At 67.6% G+C, this 17,863-nt stretch carries 16 protein-coding genes; 13 read left to right on the plus strand and 3 right to left on the minus strand.

Features of this window, described 5'->3' with window-relative positions; translation table 11 throughout:
* Nucleotides 1-190: 190 nt before the first annotated feature.
* The 12 genes from AC1DK4_RS16370 (at nt 191) to AC1DK4_RS16425 (ending at nt 15,026) form a co-directional block, all read left to right on the plus strand.
* Complete coding sequence (locus AC1DK4_RS16370) at nt 191-3,016, plus strand: motility hub landmark protein FimV (RefSeq protein WP_441619314.1); 2,826 nt, start codon at nt 191-193, stop codon at nt 3,014-3,016.
* Nucleotides 3,017-3,202: 186 nt separating this feature from the next.
* Nucleotides 3,203-4,027 carry a tRNA pseudouridine(38-40) synthase TruA gene (truA, locus tag AC1DK4_RS16375; RefSeq protein ID WP_441619316.1) on the plus strand — a complete coding sequence of 275 codons (825 nt, stop codon included), beginning with the start codon at nt 3,203-3,205 and terminating at the stop codon, nt 4,025-4,027.
* A complete protein-coding gene (locus AC1DK4_RS16380) occupies nt 4,011-4,715 on the plus strand; it encodes a phosphoribosylanthranilate isomerase (RefSeq protein WP_441619318.1) in 705 nt (234 codons plus the stop codon). Before truA ends, AC1DK4_RS16380 begins: the two co-directional genes overlap by 17 nt.
* A 123-nt stretch (nt 4,716-4,838) precedes the next feature.
* Nucleotides 4,839-6,032, plus strand: a complete 1,194-nt coding sequence (gene trpB / locus AC1DK4_RS16385) for a tryptophan synthase subunit beta (RefSeq protein ID WP_441619320.1) — start codon at nt 4,839-4,841, stop codon at nt 6,030-6,032.
* Nucleotides 6,032-6,940 carry a DNA-methyltransferase gene (locus AC1DK4_RS16390; RefSeq protein WP_441619322.1) on the plus strand — a complete coding sequence of 303 codons (909 nt, stop codon included), beginning with the start codon at nt 6,032-6,034 and terminating at the stop codon, nt 6,938-6,940. The genes trpB and AC1DK4_RS16390 overlap by 1 nt, the downstream gene beginning before the upstream one ends.
* Before the next feature lie 2 nt (nt 6,941-6,942).
* Nucleotides 6,943-7,740: a tryptophan synthase subunit alpha gene (gene trpA, locus AC1DK4_RS16395; RefSeq protein WP_441619324.1), complete on the plus strand. Its 798-nt coding sequence runs from the start codon at nt 6,943-6,945 to the stop codon at nt 7,738-7,740.
* Between the two features lie 181 nt (nt 7,741-7,921).
* Nucleotides 7,922-8,794 carry an acetyl-CoA carboxylase, carboxyltransferase subunit beta gene (gene accD / locus AC1DK4_RS16400; RefSeq protein WP_441619326.1) on the plus strand — a complete coding sequence of 291 codons (873 nt, stop codon included), beginning with the start codon at nt 7,922-7,924 and terminating at the stop codon, nt 8,792-8,794.
* 256 nt (nt 8,795-9,050) lie between these two features.
* Nucleotides 9,051-10,361 (plus strand): bifunctional tetrahydrofolate synthase/dihydrofolate synthase, encoded by a 1,311-nt coding sequence (gene folC / locus AC1DK4_RS16405; RefSeq protein ID WP_477131644.1) that lies wholly within the window; start codon nt 9,051-9,053, stop codon nt 10,359-10,361.
* Nucleotides 10,362-10,471: 110 nt separating this feature from the next.
* Nucleotides 10,472-11,230 (plus strand): SPOR domain-containing protein, encoded by a 759-nt coding sequence (locus AC1DK4_RS16410; RefSeq protein WP_441619330.1) that lies wholly within the window; start codon nt 10,472-10,474, stop codon nt 11,228-11,230.
* 53 nt (nt 11,231-11,283) lie between these two features.
* Nucleotides 11,284-11,781: a CvpA family protein gene (locus AC1DK4_RS16415; protein WP_441619332.1), complete on the plus strand. Its 498-nt coding sequence runs from the start codon at nt 11,284-11,286 to the stop codon at nt 11,779-11,781.
* A gap of 93 nt (nt 11,782-11,874) precedes the next feature.
* Complete coding sequence (gene purF / locus AC1DK4_RS16420) at nt 11,875-13,404, plus strand: amidophosphoribosyltransferase (protein ID WP_441619334.1); 1,530 nt, start codon at nt 11,875-11,877, stop codon at nt 13,402-13,404.
* Between the two features lie 416 nt (nt 13,405-13,820).
* Nucleotides 13,821-15,026, plus strand: coding sequence for an O-succinylhomoserine sulfhydrylase (locus AC1DK4_RS16425; protein ID WP_441619335.1), 1,206 nt, complete (start codon nt 13,821-13,823; stop codon nt 15,024-15,026).
* Between the two features lie 28 nt (nt 15,027-15,054).
* Here AC1DK4_RS16425 and AC1DK4_RS16430 read toward each other — a convergent pair whose 3' ends face one another.
* Genes AC1DK4_RS16430 through nodI form a run of 3 tightly spaced genes read right to left on the minus strand, consistent with a single transcriptional unit; the run spans nt 15,055 to nt 17,127 of the window.
* A complete protein-coding gene (locus AC1DK4_RS16430) occupies nt 15,055-15,300 on the minus strand; it encodes a hypothetical protein (protein WP_441619337.1) in 246 nt (81 codons plus the stop codon).
* Nucleotides 15,301-15,308: 8 nt separating this feature from the next.
* Complete coding sequence (locus AC1DK4_RS16435) at nt 15,309-16,166, minus strand: ABC transporter permease (protein ID WP_477131645.1); 858 nt, start codon at nt 16,164-16,166, stop codon at nt 15,309-15,311.
* A 49-nt stretch (nt 16,167-16,215) separates the two neighbouring features.
* Nucleotides 16,216-17,127 (minus strand): nodulation factor ABC transporter ATP-binding protein NodI, encoded by a 912-nt coding sequence (gene nodI / locus AC1DK4_RS16440; protein ID WP_441619341.1) that lies wholly within the window; start codon nt 17,125-17,127, stop codon nt 16,216-16,218.
* A 190-nt stretch (nt 17,128-17,317) separates the two neighbouring features.
* Here nodI and AC1DK4_RS16445 point away from each other — a divergent pair, with 190 nt between their 5' ends.
* Nucleotides 17,318-17,851: a PaaI family thioesterase gene (locus AC1DK4_RS16445; protein WP_441619343.1), complete on the plus strand. Its 534-nt coding sequence runs from the start codon at nt 17,318-17,320 to the stop codon at nt 17,849-17,851.
* Nucleotides 17,852-17,863: the final 12 nt, after the last annotated feature.

Consider the following 17,863-nt stretch of genomic DNA (forward strand, 5'->3'; position numbering starts at 1 on the left):
GGCGTTGTCGCGATCGGCTGCCTATTTTTCCGTGCGTTGGGCCACAATACAGCCGGCATATGTCGGGCTGTGGAGGCGGTTTGCCGCACGCCCGTACGAGTTGGCGCGGGGCTCAGTCGGGACGCTAACTTGCTGCGCTAAACCATTGATGTTAAGTTAATTTCACTACTAAAACACAACGGAGCACAAGGTGAGTGTGAGCCAACATCGCCGGAAAGATGCGCCTATCGCCCGTCAGCGCTGGTCAACGCTGGCCTTCACGGCACTGGGTCTGCTGCTCGCGCAGCCGGCTGCCTATGCCGCGGGATTCGGGCAATTACGGGTACAGTCGAATCTGGGTCAGCCGCTACAGGCGGAAATCGATATCAGTGGTGTCAGCGCCGAGGAAGCGGACGGTCTTTCCGTCAAGCTTGCCGCGCCGGACGCTTATGCCAGGGCCGGCCTGACCTACCTGCCAGCCGTCAGCAGCCTGCGCTTGCAGGTCGAGCGCCGTCCCAACGGCAGCTACGTGGCGCGGGTGCGTTCCAACCAGCCGATCAGCGAGCCCTTTGTCGATATCCTCGTCGACATGACCTGGGCGAGCGGCAAGGTCTCGCGCGCCTACACATTCCTGCTCGACCCGGCCGGCGCCAAGCCGACCAACCAGACATTCTCGCCCACCACGGTGGTGCAGGCAGGCACGCCTGACGAGTCGGGCGGTGCCAGCGTGCCGGCCCCGGCCGCCGCGCCTGTTCCCTTGACGGCGGCGCCGGCCGAGACGGCTCCGCCCGCCCGCCCGCAAGCCAGGGCACCCGCGCCGCGGCCGCGCCGCGAAGCGCCGGCGGTGGCCACGGCGGCCTCGGGTTCCTACACGGTGCAGCGTGGCGACAATCTCTCCTCGATTGCCGGCGATGCCATGCAGGGCCAGGACGGCGTCTCGCTCGACCAGATGCTGGTCGCGCTCTATCGCAACAACCCCAATGCCTTCGTCGGCGGCAATATGAATCGCCTCAAGGCGGGGGCGGTGCTCAAGGTGCCGAGCCAGCAGGAGGCGCAGTCGGTCGCGCCGCGCACGGCCCGCCGCGAGGTGGTGGCGCGCACGCAGGGCTTCGATGCCTACCGCAGCCGGCTGGCCACGGCCGCGGCCGCGCGCTCGGTGGAGGCCGGGAGCGGCCGCTCGCAATCGGGCAATGTCACCGCCCGCGTGCAGGAGCAAGCCGCGCCGGCTGCCGGCCCGCGCGACGAACTCAAGCTCAGCAAGCCGGAGCGGGGCAGCCAGGCTGCCGCCACCGCCGCGGCCGAAGCCGATATCGCCAAGGAACGCCAGCTCAAGGAAGCCGAGACACGCCTCGCGCAGCTCGAGAAGAACGTCACCGACATGCAGCGGCTGGTCGAGCTGAAGAACGCCGAGATCGCCAAGCTGGGCCAGGCCCAGGCCGCCAAGAGCGCGGACAAGGAAGCCCCGGCGCCGGCGGCCGCGCCGACGGTAGTGCCGGCCGATGCCGCCAAGGCCGACTCCGCAGCCGCTCCGGCAGCCAGCGCCGCCGCGGCGACAGCGGCAGCCGCGGCAGCGGCGGCAAGCGCGTCCGCACCGGCGACCCCGGCACCGCAAGCCACGGCCGCCGCGGCCGGTGCCAGCGGCGCCGGCGCCGAGGTGGCAGCCGCCGCCAAGCCTGCCGCCGCTTCCGCACCGGCGGCCACGCGTCCGCCCGTGGTGACGCAGCCTCAGCCGGTGGCGCAGCCGTCCTTCCTCGATGGCGTGCTGGCCAACCCGATGCTGCTGCCCGGTGGCGGCTTGCTGATCGCCTTGCTGGGCGGCTATGCGATCTATCGCCGCCGGCAGCAGCAGAAGGCCAGCGAGAACGCCGCCTTCCAGGACAGCATCCTGTCGCAGGAAAGCACCGTCATGGCCGGCGGCCACTCGCTGTTCGGCGCGGCCGGCGGGCAGAGCGTCGACACCTCGCAGCACAGTGTGTTCGGCGCGGATTTCCGCATCGGCAACAACACCGCGGAAGCCAACGAGGTCGATCCGATCGCCGAGGCGGATGTCTATATCGCCTATGGGCGCGATGTGCAGGCCGAAGAGATCCTGCGCGAAGCCCTGGAGCAAAATCCTGAGCGCCAGGCGATTCGCCTCAAGCTCTTGGAGATCTACAACAATCGTCAGGATGTGGAAGGTTTTCGCGTGATTGCAGAAGAAATGTTCGCCCAGACGGGCGGGCAGGGGGCGGAGTGGGCACAGGCGATCGAGATGGGACGCCGCCTGGACCCGGGCAATGCCTTGTACCTGAGCGTGGCGCCCGATATCGCGAGCGACACCACGACCCTGCCGGGCGATCAGTGGCGTACCCACGATCCCTCGCAGGATCCGGCCGCACCGCCGCGCGAGACGGCCATGTCTGACCTGGCCGACCTGGCCATGCCGCTGGACGGCTTTCCCGCGCCGGCGGCCGGCACGCCGATCACGGCGCCGGAGTCCGCCGCGCTGGCGTTCGGCCATGCCGAGGCGCCCTCGGCGCTGGCCACGCGCCTGGACGACGGTCTCGACCTCGACCTGCCCGCGCCGGCCGGCGCGCACAGCCTTGGCGGCAACGACGTACCGCCGCTCGACGCCCCCACGCGCAGCCGCCCGATGGACTTCGATATGTCCGGCATCTCACTGGACCTGAATGCGTCGGGCCCGGCCAGCGCCAACGCTGATCACCTGTCCGCCGCGTTCGACGAGCCTTTGCGGGATGCGGGCGTGTCGTTGCCGGCACCCACCATGCTGCGCGATGGCAAGCTGTCCGAGCCGATCGACCTGGCGCGGGTCAGTGCCGAAAGCGCGTTCGACACGGTGCACGGCATTTCGCCGAGCACCTTGTCGGCCGATCCCGCCGATGGCGGCCGCGACATGCAGATCAAGTTCGATCTGGCGCGCGCCTACATCGAGATCGGCGACAGGGAGGGCGCGCGGGAGCTGCTGCAGGAAGTGGTCGACCAGTCGCAGGAACCGCTGCAGACCGAGGCCCGTTCCCTGCTGCGCGAGGTGGCCTGACAGGCGAGCCTGTATGATGGCGGGCTGGGCGCGGATGCGCCGGCCCGCCGCGGATGCGCCGGGAGCGTGGCTTCCGGCGCATTTGTTTTTGGGGTTGCCGCGGCACGCGCCGGCCGCTTCCCGTTCGCTCCCTGTTCGCTCGCTGTTCGGTTTCCTGTTCCTCGTCCGCCACCCGCTTTTCGTTACATGACCCGCATCGCCCTAGGCCTCCACTACGACGGTGCCAGCTTCTCAGGCTGGCAGTCGCAACCGCACCGCAATACGGTGCAGGACCGGCTCGAGGATGCGATCGAGCGCTTTGCCGGCACGCGCATGCTCACCACGGTGGCCGGGCGCACCGATAGCGGCGTGCATGCGCTGGGCCAGGTCATTCATCTCGATACCGAGCTTTCGCGCGAACCGTTCTCGTGGGTACGCGGCATCAATGCCTTCCTGCCGCCATCGATCTCGCTGCAGTGGGCGCAGCCGGTCGACGAAGGCTTCCACGCCCGCTTCCTGGCCTTCGAACGCATGTACTACTACGCGCTCTACGTGGGGCCCCACCGGGTACCGCTGGTGCACGGCAGGGCGGGCTACCTGATGCTGCCGCCGGGGCAGGGGCTGAATGCGGATGCCATGCGCGAGGCCGCCGGCTGCCTGCTGGGCGAGCACGACTTCTCCGCCTTCCGCGCGGCCGAATGCCAGGCCAAGTCGCCCGTCAAGACCATGTACGACGTCAGCCTCAAGGCCGACGGCAACTGGCTCTTCGTGCGCTTTCGCGCCAGTGCCTTCCTGCACCATATGGTGCGCAACCTGATGGGATGCCTGGTGGCGGTCGGACGCGGGCGTTACCCGCCGTCATGGCTGGCGCAGATCCTGGCCGGGCGCGACCGTGCCAAGGCCGCGCCCACCTTTATGCCGGATGGCCTCTACCTGGCCGGCGTGAAGTATCCTGAGCCCTACCGCCTGCCCGCCGCCGACGCGACCGGCAGCCTGTTCCATGGAGTGTTTGCCGATGAACCCGTTGCCTGAACCGGCCGCCGCCGCGCCGCGCCGCACGCGCATCAAGATCTGCGGCCTCACGCGCGAAGAGGACGTGCGCGCCGCCGTCGATGCCGGCGCCGACGCGATCGGCCTGGTGTTCTATCCGGGCAGCCCCCGCTACGTCGAGGTGGCGCAGGCGGCCGCGCTGGCGGAGGCGGCCGGGCCGTTCGTCTCCGTGGTCGGCCTGTTCGTCAACGCGGATGCCGAGGAGATCGCGCATGTGGCTGAGCGGGTGCCGCTTACGCTACTGCAGCTCCATGGCGACGAGACGCCGGAGGACTGCGCACTGATCGCGCGGCGTTGCCAGTTGCCATTTCTGCGTGCGGCACGCGTCCAGCCGGCCCTCGATTTGGTAGAATTCGCGAATCTGCACCGCGATGCCGCTGCCTTGCTGCTCGATGCCTTCGTCGAAGGCTACGGCGGTGGCGGCCACGTCTTCGACTGGACCCTGATACCCCCCGCATGGCTTCCGCCTATCCACAACCCGCCCGCAAGCGCCGCTCCTCGGATCGTTTTGAGTGGTGGGTTGAACGCGCAAAACGTCGCTGGCGCGATTGAGCGCGTGCGGCCTTACGCTGTCGATGTAAGCAGCGGCGTGGAGGCTGCCAAGGGCGTGAAAGATCACGCCAGGATTGCCGCGTTCGTGCGCGCAGTGCGCAGCGCGGATGCCGGGTGAGGCGGGCGCTTCCCATCTGCCGCTTTCCGGTTTTCCGCATGCCCCGCGCCTGCCAGGCGCACGACCCCATTTCATCGGATTCCTGCCAGACCGGCCAGGGGTCCTGATCAGACGAGCTGACACATGTACGACCTGCCCGATTCCCGTGGCCATTTCGGCCCCTATGGTGGTTCCTTCGTTTCCGAGACGCTGGTGCATGCACTGGACGAACTGCGCGAAGCCTACGCTCACTACCAGAAGGACCCCGAGTTCGATGCGGAATACCGTCGCGAGCTCAAGCACTTCGTCGGCCGCCCCTCGCCGATCTATCATGCGCAGCGCTGGAGCGAGACGCTCGGCGGCGCGCAGATCTATTTCAAGCGCGAGGACCTGAACCACACCGGCGCCCACAAGATCAACAACGTGATCGGCCAGGCCCTGCTGGCCAAGCGCATGGGCAAGCCCCGCGTGATCGCCGAGACCGGCGCCGGACAGCACGGCGTGGCCACGGCCACCATCGCCGCGCGCTTCGGCATGGAGTGCGTGGTCTACATGGGTTCGGAAGACGTCAAGCGCCAGGCTGCCAACGTCTACCGCATGAAGCTGCTGGGCGCTACCGTGGTGCCGGTGGAAAGCGGCTCCAAGACCCTGAAGGACGCGCTCAACGAAGCCATGCGCGACTGGGTCACCAACGTCGAGAACACCTTCTACATCATCGGTACCGTGGCCGGGCCGCATCCCTACCCGATGATGGTGCGCGACTTCCAGTGCGTGATCGGCGAAGAATCCAAGGTGCAGATGCCCGAGCTGACCGGCCGCCAGCCTGATGCCGTGATCGCCTGCGTGGGCGGCGGCTCCAATGCCATGGGCATCTTCTACCCGTACATCGAGCACAAGGACGTGCGCCTGATCGGCGTCGAAGCCGCCGGCGACGGGCTCGACACCGGCCGTCACGCGGCCGCGCTGATCGGCGGCTCGCCGGGCGTGCTGCACGGCAATCGTACCTACCTGCTGCAGGACGCCAACGGCCAGATCATCGAGACCCATTCGATCTCGGCGGGCCTGGACTACCCGGGCGTCGGCCCCGAGCATGCCTGGCTCAAGGACATCGGCCGCGCCGAATACGTGCCCATCACCGACGAGGAAGCGCTCAAGGCCTTCCATGACTGTTGCCGCATCGAGGGCATCATTCCCGCGCTGGAATCGAGCCAYGCCATCGCCTACGCCTGCAAGCTGGCGCCGACCTTGCCCAAGGACCAGCTGCTGCTGGTGAACCTGTCCGGGCGCGGCGACAAGGACATGCACACCGTGGCCGAGCGTTCGGGGCTGAAGCTCTGATGCGCGATCTGTTCACGCCAGGCGCCACCGAGGGTGGCACCGCAACCGCGCCGAGCGCGGCGCCGCAGCTGCTGCTGTACCAGGAAGACATGCTGGAGGGCATCAAGCGCCTTGCCGACGAGTCGATCGACCTGATCGTGGCCGATCCGCCCTACGGCCTGGGCAAGGACTACGGCAACGATTCCGACCGCCTCTCGGGGCCGGCCTACCTGGAGTGGTCGGCCGCGTGGATCGACGCCGTGGTGCCCAAGCTGGCGCCGCGCGGCTCGCTCTACCTGTTCTGCACCTGGCAGTACTCGCCCGAGCTGTTCGTGATGCTCAAGCAGCGCCTGACCATGATCAACGAGATCATCTGGGACCGGCGCGTGCCGAGCATGGGCGGCACCACGCGCAAGTTTTCCTCGGTGCACGACAACATCGGCTTTTTCGCGCGGGCGCGCGACTACTACTTCGACCTCGACCCGGTGCGCGTGCCGTACGACGCCGAGACCAAGAAGGCACGCAGCCGCCCGCGCTTCGAGGGCAAGAAGTGGCTGGAGGTGGGCTACAACCCGAAGGACCTGTGGAGCGTGCCGCGCATTCACCGCCAGGACCCGGAGCGCGCCGCCCACCCGACCCAGAAGCCGCTCGACATCGTGCAGCGCATGGTGCTGGCCAGCTGCCCGCCCGGCGGGCTGGTGCTCGATCCCTTCACCGGCAGCGGCACCACCGCGGTGGCCTGCGCGCAGCACGGACGGCGTTTCGTCGGGTTCGAGATGAATCCCGAGTACGCCAGCGTGGCGCGCGAGCGCGTCGCCAAGTGCATCATCGCGCCGCAGGCCGAGCCCGCCGCCCTGATCATCGCCGCAGCGAACGACGAGCCCATGCAGGCTGCCTCGTCCACGCCGCTGCCCAACTTTGCCAAATGACCATGTCCCGAATCCAATCGACTTTCGCGGCGCTGGCCGCGCAGAACAAGAAGGGCCTGATTCCGTTCATCACCGCCGGCGATCCCGAGCCCGGCCTGACCGTCGCGCTGATGCATGCGCTGGTGGCGGGCGGCGCCGACGTGATCGAGCTCGGCGTGCCGTTCTCCGATCCGATGGCCGACGGCCCGGTGATCCAGCGCGCCTCCGAGCGCGCGCTGGCGCAGGGCGTGTCGCTGACCCAGGTGCTGGCCTGGGTGGCCGAGTTCCGCCAGACCGACAACGCCACGCCGGTGGTGCTGATGGGCTACGCCAACCCGATCGAGCGCATGGGGGAGGAAACCTTCGCCCGCGCCGCGCGCGCGGCCGGCGTGGATGGCGTGCTGGTGGTGGACTATCCGCCCGAGGAGTGCGAGTCCTTCGCCGCGCTGATGCGCGCCAGCGACATGGATCCGATCTTCCTGCTGGCGCCGACCTCCACCGATGACCGCATCGAGGCGGTGGCCAAGGTCGCCAGCGGCTATCTTTACTATGTATCGCTCAAGGGCGTGACCGGCTCGGCTACGCTGGATCTCGACAGCGTGGCCGCGCGCATTCCGCTGATCAAGCGTCACGCCAACCTGCCGGTGGGCGTGGGCTTCGGCATCCGCGACGCGCAGACCGCCCGCGCGATCGGCAGCGTGGCCGACGCGGTGGTGATCGGCAGCCGCCTGGTGCAGTTGCTCGAAGATGCGCCGCGCGGCCAGGCAGTGGAATCGCTGCGGGCCTTTATCGCGGAGATCCGCCAGGCGCTCGACGCCTGAAGGTGATTCGGGCGGCACCGCCGCGCATGCCTTGTGCGGGCGGTGCGGCGGCGACAACATTGAATTTGGCGGTTAAGTGCCGCAACGTGCGCATTGACCCGGCGGAACGGGGACTGCGAACGGCAGGCGTGGTAAATTCGCGGCCTGACATGTTCCGCGCATGTGCCGAAAGGAGCCTTTCATGAGCTGGTTGGATAAACTCCTCCCTCCCAAGATTCAACAGACCGACCCCTCCACCCGCAAGGGCATTCCGGAAGGGCTGTGGGTCAAGTGCCCGTCGTGCGAGTCGGTTCTGTACCGCACCGACGTCGAGGCCAATCTGCACGTCTGCCCGAAGTGCGACCACCATATGCGCATCCGCGCGCGCGAGCGCCTGGACGGGCTGCTGGACGCCGAAGGCCGCTATGAGATCGGCCAGGAGATTGTCCCGGTCGACGCGCTCAAGTTCAAGGACACCAAGAAATATCCGGACCGCATCAAGGCCGCCATGGATGACACCGGCGAGACCGATGCCATGGTCGTCATCGGCGGCGCGATCCATACGATCCCGGTGGTGGTGAGCTGCTTCGAGTTCGAGTTCATGGGCGGCTCGATGGGCTCCGTGGTGGGCGAGCGCTTCGTGCGCGGGGCCCAGGCCGCGCTGGAACAGAAAGTGCCGTTCATCTGCATCACCGCCACCGGCGGCGCGCGCATGCAGGAAAGCCTGCTGTCGCTGCTGCAGATGGCCAAGACGACCTCGATGCTGAACCAGTTGTCGGCTGCCAAGCTGCCGTTCATCAGCGTGCTGACCGACCCCACCATGGGTGGCGTCTCCGCCAGCTTCGCCTTCCTCGGCGACGTGGTGATCGCCGAGCCCAAGGCGCTGATCGGTTTTGCCGGCCCGCGCGTGATCGAGCAGACCGTGCGCGAAAAACTGCCGGAAGGCTTCCAGCGAGCCGAATTCCTGCTGCAGAAGGGCGCGATCGACATGATCGTCGACCGCCGCAAGATGCGCGACGAGATCGCGCAGTTGCTGGCGCTGCTGCAGAAGCAGCCGGCGGATGCGGTAGCGTAAGGACGCCAGCCGGATCCGGTGAGAGGGAAAGCGCGGACGCTCGTTCGCGCTTTTTCGTTTGTGGGCGGCTTTCGGCAGGGGCGGCGCTCATGCCGGCCTGGTCGTTGAGTTTAGCCCAGGTGCCCCAATATCCCTTCCTCGCGCTGGCGTCCTCATTGCCGCAGCCGGCGTCTAAGCTATAGGCAGATCCAGCATCCCGGGCCGCGCTCGGCCCCCAACGCTCCACAGCAACATCCCGTACAAGACCACGCCCATCATGCCGATCTTCACTTCCCTCCCCGAATGGCTCAACCATCTCGAAACCGCCCATCCGGTCGGCATCGACATGGGCCTGGCGCGCATCACCCGCGTCAAGGAAGCCCTGGGGCTGCGCATCGATGCGGTGGTGTTCACGGTGGGCGGCACCAACGGCAAGGGCTCCACGTGCGCCATGCTGGAGCGCATCCTGCTCGAGGCGGGCTACAAGGTGGGCTGCCATACCTCGCCGCACCTGATCTCGTTCAAYGAGCGCGCGCGCATCAATGGCGAGYWSGCCACCGATGCGCAGTTGCTGCCGCACTTCGAGGCGGTCGAGCGTGCGCGCACCAGCTTTGCCGATCCGGTCAGCCTGACCTATTTCGAGTTCACCACGCTGGCCATCATCCAAGCCTTCGCCGCGGCGGGGCTCGACGCCATGGTCCTGGAAGTGGGACTGGGCGGCCGGCTGGACGCGGTCAATGTGATCGACACCGATTGCGCCGTGCTGACCAGCGTGGATATCGACCACACGCACTACCTGGGCGATACGCGCGAGAAGATCGGCTACGAGAAGGCCGGCATCTTCCGCCCCGGTGTGCCCGCCATCGTGGGCGATCCGGTGCCGCCGCAGTCTGTCATCGACCATGCGCAGGCCATCGGCGCGGACCTGTGGCTGGTGGGCCGCGATTTTCGCAGCCAGGCCTCCAAGGGCCAGGAGCGCCAGCAGTGGGAGTGGAGCGGGCGCGAGCGCAAGCTCAACGGCCTGGGCTATCCGGCGCTGCGCGGTGCCAACCAGTTGCTCAACGCCTCGGCGGCACTGGCGGCGCTGCAGGCCATGCGGTCGCGCCTGCCGGTGAGCGCGCAGGAGGTGCGCAACGGGCTGGCCTTCGTGGAGCTGCCGGGCCGCTTCCAGGTCATGCCGGGGCGTCCCGCGGTGATTCTCGATGTGGCGCACAACCCGCATGCGGCGGCTACGCTGGGCCAGAATCTCGAGAATATGGGCTTCTTCCGTTACACCTATGCCGTGTTCGGCGCAATGGAAGACAAGGACATAGCGGGCGTGCTGCGTCAGTTGGCCGACAAGGTGGATCACTGGTGCCTGTGCGACCTGCCCACGCCTCGCGCGGCCAGCGCGGCGGATTTGCTCGCAAGGCTGGAAGAGGGCGGTTTCCAGCCCGGCCCGGATGCCACCGCGGCCTGTTTTCCCAGCCCCGAGGCGGCTTACCGGGATGCCCTCGGCAGGGCGACCGAGAATGATAGAATTCTGGTCTTCGGATCGTTCTACACCGTGGCGGGGGTGATGGCGTATCGCGCCACGCAGGCAAATTGAGGTGCGCGGCCGCCAGGCGTGCTTCCGGGGCTGACGCCGGAGCCAACCGCCGCGCAGACTGAGCGACATTTTCAACGGCCGGGTTTCCGGCCGGAGCACCGAACCAATCTATGGGCCTGCTTTCGCTGTTTTCTTCCCGCAAGGGCAATGCCCCGGCACCGGAGCGCGGGCGCCGCTCGCGTTCGGACCCGGGTGCGGGCATCGCCTCGTCGCGACGCCTGGCCGAGGAGTACGCGGACGACACGCTCGACCCGGAATTCCCGCAGAAGCAGCGGGCGCGCCGGCGCCTGATCGGGGCCGTGGTGCTGATGGTCGCGGCGGTCATCGTGCTGCCGATCGTCTTCGAGACCCAGCCGCGCCCGCTCGTCGAGAATATCTCCGTGCGGGTCGACGGCGGCCAGGGCGGGGCCAAGGCCAAGGCCGATACCCGCAAGGCGGATCCGCTGCCGCCGACGCCGCAATCCAAGGCGGATACCCAGGGGCTGGACGCCGGCGAGGAACTGGTGGCCGATACCGGCGACGGCAAGCCCGCCGCCGCGGCGCCTGTCGCCAGCGACAAGTCCGACAAGTCCGATAAGTCCGATAAGTCCGACAAGCCTGCCGACAAGCCCGCAGCGCGCGCCGAGGCCAAGACCGGCAGCGGCAAGTTCCTGGTGCTGGTCGGGGCCTTCTCCTCGGAAGACAAGGCCAAGGGATGGCTGGCCAAGCTCAAGGCCAGCAAGGTGCCGGCCTATATCGAGAAGAAGGTGCTGGCCGATGGCGAGCGCGTCCTGCTGCGGGCTGGCCCGTTTTCCGACCGCGAAGCGGCCGATGCGGCCGAAAAGCGGGTACGCGCCGCGGGCCTGACCGCCAAGGTGATCGAACAATGAAGCGGTGGCGGCCCCGGATCCGTCCGGCAGCCGCCTCGTGACACCGTATTTGCATGCATCCGACTTTCTTCGATTACAGCGTCGCCTTTATCCTGATTGCTTCCAGCCTGATCGGCGTGCTGCGCGGCCTGGTGCGCGAAGTGCTTGCGCTGATCGGCTGGGTGGTGGCGTTCCTGGTGGCCTATCACTTCGCCGGCACGGCGGCGCGCTGGATTCCGGAGTCGGTGCCGGGCGGCGAGCTGGCGCGTGGCGCGCTCGGGTTCGGCGTGCTGTTCATCGGCACGGTGATCGCCGCGGGGCTGGCCGGCGCCGTGCTGGGCCAGTTGCTGGAAAAAACCGGGCTCAAGCCCGCAGACCGCGGCCTGGGGCTGGTGTTCGGCCTGCTGCGCGGCGTGCTGGTGGTGATGTTCGTGGTGACCCTGGCCGGGCTCACCAAACTGCCTGAAGAGGCGTTCTGGCGCGATGCGCTGTCCCGGCCCTACGTGATGCAGGCGATGGAGTCGCTGCGGCCGTGGTTGCCGCCGGAAGTCGCCAAGTACGTCAAGACATGAGGCCGGGCAGATCCCCCGGCCGGTAGTACGCGGGCCCCGTCCTACAAGGGCAGGGCCGCGCCCCGATTCAAACGCTTTTCCTGGGAGCTTGGCATGTGCGGTATCGTCGGTGTGGTTTCCTCCACGCCCGTTAACCAATTGATTTACGACAGCCTGCTGCTGTTGCAACATCGTGGACAGGATGCGGCCGGCATCGCTACCGCGAATGGCAGCACCTTCCACATGCACAAGGCCAACGGCCTGGTGCGCGACGTGTTTCGCACGCGCAATATGCGCGGCCTGCCCGGTGCCGCCGGCATCGGCCAGGTGCGTTACCCCACCGCCGGTTCGGCTTCGAGCGAGGAAGAAGCCCAGCCGTTCTACGTCAATGCGCCCTACGGCGTGATCCTGGCCCACAACGGCAACCTGACCAACTGGAAGCAGTTGCACGAGGAGCTGTTCAGCCGCGACCGTCGCCACATCAACACGCACTCCGACACCGAAGTGCTGCTCAACGTGCTGGCCGACGAACTGCAGCGCGCCAGCAGCGGCCTCGCGCTGGACCCGGCCACCATCTTCAGGGCCGTGGCCGGCATGCACCGCCGCGTGCGCGGCTCGTACGCCATCGCCGCGCAGATCGCCGGCTACGGCATGCTGGCCGTGCGCGACCCGTTCGGCATCCGTCCGCTGTGCCTGGGCAGCGTCGAAACGCCGACCGGCAAGGAGTGGATGGTTGCTTCCGAATCGGTGGCGCTCGAAGGCATCGGCTACAAGCTCGAGCGCGACGTTGCGCCCGGCGAGGCCATCTTCATCGACCTCGACGGCAAGCTCTACACGCAGCAGTGCGCCGACAATCCGGTGCTCACGCCCTGCATCTTCGAGTACGTCTACCTGGCGCGCCCGGACTCGTGCATCGATGGCGTGCCCGTGTACGACGCGCGCCTGCGCATGGGCGACTACCTGGCCGAGAAGATCCGCAGCGAAATCTCCGCCGGCGACATCGACGTGGTGATGCCGATTCCCGATTCCAGCCGCCCCGCGGCCATGCAGGTGGCCAACAAGCTGGGCGTCGGCTATCGCGAAGGGTTCTTCAAGAACCGCTACGTGGGCCGTACCTTCATCATGCCGGGCCAGGCGGTGCGCAAGAAGTCCGTGCGCCAGAAGCTCAATGCCATGGGCGTGGAGTTCAAGGGCAAGAACGTGCTGATCGTGGACGACTCCATCGTGCGCGGCACCACCTCGTTCGAGATCGTGCAGATGGCGCGCGACGCCGGCGCCAACAAGGTCATCTTCGCTTCGGCCGCGCCGCCGGTGAAGTTCCCCAACGTCTACGGCATCGACATGCCGACCCGCAGCGAACTGGTCGCCCACGGCCGCAGCCATGAAGAGATCGCAAAGATCATCGGCGCGGACAAGCTGGTCTACCAGGATGTCGATGCGATGAAGCAGGCCGTGCGCGATATCAACCCCAAGCTGAACGACTTCGACGCCTCGTGCTTCGATGGCCGCTACGTCACCGGCGATATCGACGAGGCCTACCTCGAACGCCTGGAAACGGCGCGCAGCCAGGCCGACCGCGACGGCACCGGCGGCGATGCAGAGCGCTCGCAGCTGCACCTGCAGCGCTCGGGCAGCAACGAGTAAGTCCGGGCAGCCGCGCCGGCGCGCGCCGTGGAGTTGACGCAGACCGGGCCCGGCCGTAACATGGCCGGGCGTCGATTTGATTGTCAGCTTGCGGACGCGGGTCCTGCCGGAGCGTGATTGCCGGAACAGGAAATGACCCGTCACAGGGAAATGCCCGAAACAGCTAAAGCGGAAGGCCGGCTTCCCGGTCGTGCGCACCGAAGGCACGAAGGCAAGCCTGCATCCCGCCGCAGCGCGGAGCCTATCCTCCCAGACACAAGCAGCCCGTCGATTCGGCCAGCCAGGCCAATGGATCGCACGGGCTTTTTGTTGCCGGCCGCACCCGTACGACCCGGTGGCCGGCGCAACGTGTTCAGCGCATCCGACGTTTGCACCGCTTTTACCTATAACCGCGCGGGTATCACCGCCTGTCCATCATGAACGAACCGCTTCCCCTCGACTCCCTCGGCATCGATACGCTCGGCGTGCGCGCCGGCACCATGCGCAGCGAGTTCATGGAGCACTCGGAGGCGATGTACCTGACCTCCAGCTTCTGCTTCAACAGCGCCGCCGAAGCCGCGGAACGCTTTGCCAATTCGGAGACGGGCTTCACCTATTCGCGCTTCACCAACCCCACCGTGGCGATGTTCCAGACGCGCCTGGCCGCGCTGGAAGGCGCCGAGGCCTGCATGGCCACGGCATCGGGCATGAGCGCGATCATGTCGATCGTGATGTCATCGACGCAGGCGGGCGATCACCTGGTCAGCTCGCGGGCCATCTTCGGCTCGACCATGACGCTGTTCTCCAATATCTTCGCCAAGTTCGGCGTGGAGACCACCTTCGTCGACGGCACCGACCTCGGCGCCTGGCGCGCGGCGGTCAAGCCCAACACCAAGCTGTTCTTCCTGGAGACGCCGTCCAACCCGCTTACCGAAGTGGCCGACATCGCCGCGGTTGCGGACATCGCCCACAATGCCGGTGCGCTGCTGGTGGTGGATAACTGCTTCTGTTCGCCGGCGCTGCAGCAGCCGATGAAGTTCGGCGCCGACATCGTCGTGCACTCGGCCACCAAGCATATCGACGGCCAGGGCCGCGTGCTCGGCGGCGCCGTGGTCGGTTCGCACGACTTCATCATGGGCAAGGTATTCCCCTTCGTGCGCACGGCCGGTCCGACGCTGTCCGCCTTCAATGCGTGGGTGTTGCTCAAGGGGATGGAGACGCTGGCGATCCGCATGGAGCGCCACAGCGCGAGCGCGCTGGTGCTGGCGGAATTCCTGGAGTCGCAYCCCGCGGTCGCGCGCGTCTACCACCCCGCACTGAAATCGCACCCGCAGTACGAAGTGGCCCGGCGCCAGCAGAGCGGGGGCGGCGCCATCGTGTCGTTCGAGCTCAAGGGCGATACGCCGGAGCAACAGCGTGCCAATGCCTGGCGCGTGATCGACAACACCCGCGTGTGCTCGATCACCGGCAACCTGGGCGACACACGCACCACCGTGACGCACCCGTACACCACCACGCATGCGCGTGTCAGCCCGGAAGCCAAGGCCGCGGCCGGCATCGGCGAGGGGCTGATCCGCATGGCGGTGGGCCTGGAGTCGGTGGAAGACCTGAAGGCCGACCTGCTGCGCGGACTGCAGGGCTGAGGCCGCTGGCAGTGGCCGGCAGCAGCCGCTAGTCGCTGCTGCCGGCCACTGCCTGCACGCCGGCCTTGGTGACGCCATACGTGGTTTCGACGGCGGTGGTGGTCACGCTGACGGCAGCGGAGCCCACGGTGGCCGCGGTGGACACCACGGCACTGCCCACGGCCACGGTGGCGCCGACCACGCTGCAGGCGCCCAGCAGCGTACATGTCGTGAGCGCCGCGAGCAGGGCGGCGTGGCTGGCGACGATGCTGGTGCTACGGCCGCTTCCTTGCATCTGGCGGCTCATCGCAACAGCCTGCGGCGCAGCAGCATCAGCGCCACTACCAGGGCCACCGCCGCATAGGCGCACAGCACCCCAAGATGCAGCGCCAGGTTGTCGATCGGGCGCCCCAGCATGATGGGGCGGATCAGCGCAACCGTGTGCGCCAGCGGCAGCAGCTGCGTGGCGGYCCGCGCTCCGGCGGGCAATTGCTCGAGCGGGAAGAATACGCCGGACAGCAGCAGCATCGGCGTCATCACCAGCGTCTGGTAGAACATGAAGAAGTCATAGCTCGGCGCCAGCGCCGTGACGATCATGGCCAGGCTGGCGAAGGCAATGCCGGCCAGCACGATCACCGGCAGCGCCAGCAGCGCGCCGGGCATCTGCGCATAACCCAGCGCGCCAGCCACCAGCATGATCGCCAGGCCCGACAGCACCGCCTTGCTGGCGGCCCACATGATCTCGCCCAGCACGACATCGCCCAGGGTCAGGGGCGCATGCATGATGGCCTCCCAGGTGCGCTGCACGTGCATGCGCGAGAAGGCCGAATACATCGACTCGAAGCTGGCCGACATCATCACGCTGGATGCGGTGGTGCCGGCGGCGAGGAAGGCGATATAGGACACGCCGTTGACCTGGCCGACCAGCAGGCCCAGCCCGAGGCCCAGGCCGAACAGGTAGATCATCGGATCGGCCAGGTTGCCGATCATGGAGGGGATCGCCAGCTTCTTCCACACCATGAAGTTGCGATACCAGACCATGGTCCAGTTGCGCGCGTTCAAGGGCAGCAGCGGCTGCGGGTAGTGCTGCGGCGGCGCGGGCATGCGCGGCGGCGCGGTGGCCGCTGGCGTACCGCTCGGGCGGGGGTCTTGTTCGCTCATGTTCAATCGTTCGATCCGTTTGGTCGGCCTCGCCTTGGCGAGGCGCGCTTCAGTCGCGCATCTCGCGCCCGGTCAGCTTGAGGAAGACGTCCTCCAGGTTGGCCGGCCGGTGCAGGTAGCGCACGCCGGCGCGGCCATGCAACGCCGCCAGCAGCGGGGCCGGCTCCTTCACATAGCAGAACAGCGTCTCGCCGCTCATCTCGGTGCGTATGGCCAGTGGCTGCAACTCGCCACGCAGCGGCGCCAGGTTGTCGCCGTAGACCTCCACCACATCGCAGCCGATCTGGCTGTCGATCAGTTCGTGCGGCTTGCCTTGCGCGATCTTGCTGCCACCGTCGATCACGCACAGGTAGTTGCACAGGCGCTCTGCCTCTTCCATGAAGTGCGTGGTCAGCAGGATGGTCTTGCCGCTGGCCAGCAGCGATTTCAGGCGCTCCCAGATCAGGTGGCGTGCCTGCGGGTCCAGGCCGGTGGTGGGTTCGTCCATGACCAGCAGGTCGGGGTCGTTGATCAGCGCGCGCGCGACCGTCAGGCGCCGGCGCATGCCGCCCGAAAGATCACGCACCTGCGCGCCGGCGCGGCTCTCGAGCCGGGCGAACTCCAGCAGTGCCGGTACGCGGCGCTCGATCTCGGCGCGCTCCAGGCCGAAGTAGCGGCCAAAGATGCGCAGGTTCTCGACCACCGTGAAATCCGGATCCAGGTTGTCGAACTGCGGCACCACGCCCACCCGCATGCGCGCCTGCGGCGCGCGCTGCGGGATCGGCTCGCCGCACAGTGTGAGCGTGCCGGAAGCCGGCGTGGTCAGGCCGAGCAGCAGCCGCAGCGTGGTGGTCTTGCCGGCGCCATTGGGCCCCAGCAGGCCGAAGCACTGGCCGCGCTGCACGCGCAGGCTCAGGTCGTTCACCACCATGGTGTCGCCGTATTGCTTGCTTACGTTGCGTAGTTCGAGAATGGCAGTCAAGGCAGGACCGGGAAAGAATGCGCGCCGCTGGCGCAATATCCACCATTATGCAGGCAGTGGGAGGGATGTTTTGTGGCGCGCCGCAGCAAGGAATGCCGGAAGCAGTTATCTTGCTGGCTGGCAGCCTGTGCCCTGCAGCCGGGCGCCGGACAGAATATTCAGGCCACAAGGACGAAAAGGAGACCGACCAATGAGTGCAGAGGACGTACTGGCCCAGTGGCAGGAGGATGAACGCCGGGCACGTGCAAGGCTGGGCGAGCCCGGCGTGGCGACGATGGCGCAGCTGGCCGAACGGACCGGCCTGCAGTTCTTCGAGGACATGATGGCGGGCAATGTGCCCGGCGCACCCATCGCGCAATTGATGGATTTCGTGCCGGTGGAATTCGGGTCCGGGCGCTTTGTCTTCCAGGGCACGCCCGGGCCGCAGCACTACAATCCCATCGGCACCGTGCACGGCGGCTATGCCGCAACGCTGCTCGATTCCTGCGTGGGCTGCGCCGTGCACACCATGCTGCCGGCGGGCAAGGGCTACACTACGCTGGAACTCAAGGTGAACTACGTGCGGCCGCTGACCACCCGCACGGGGCCGATCCGCGCGGAAGGCAAGGTGATCAACCTGAGCACGCAGATCGGCATCGCCGAGGGTCGTATCATCGATACGCAAGGCAAGCTGTACGCCTACGCGACCACGACCTGCCTTGTCTTCCCGATGCCGGCCGCCTGAACGGCGCGCCGG

The sequence above is a fragment of the Cupriavidus sp. 05N38 genome (assembly GCF_056397345.1).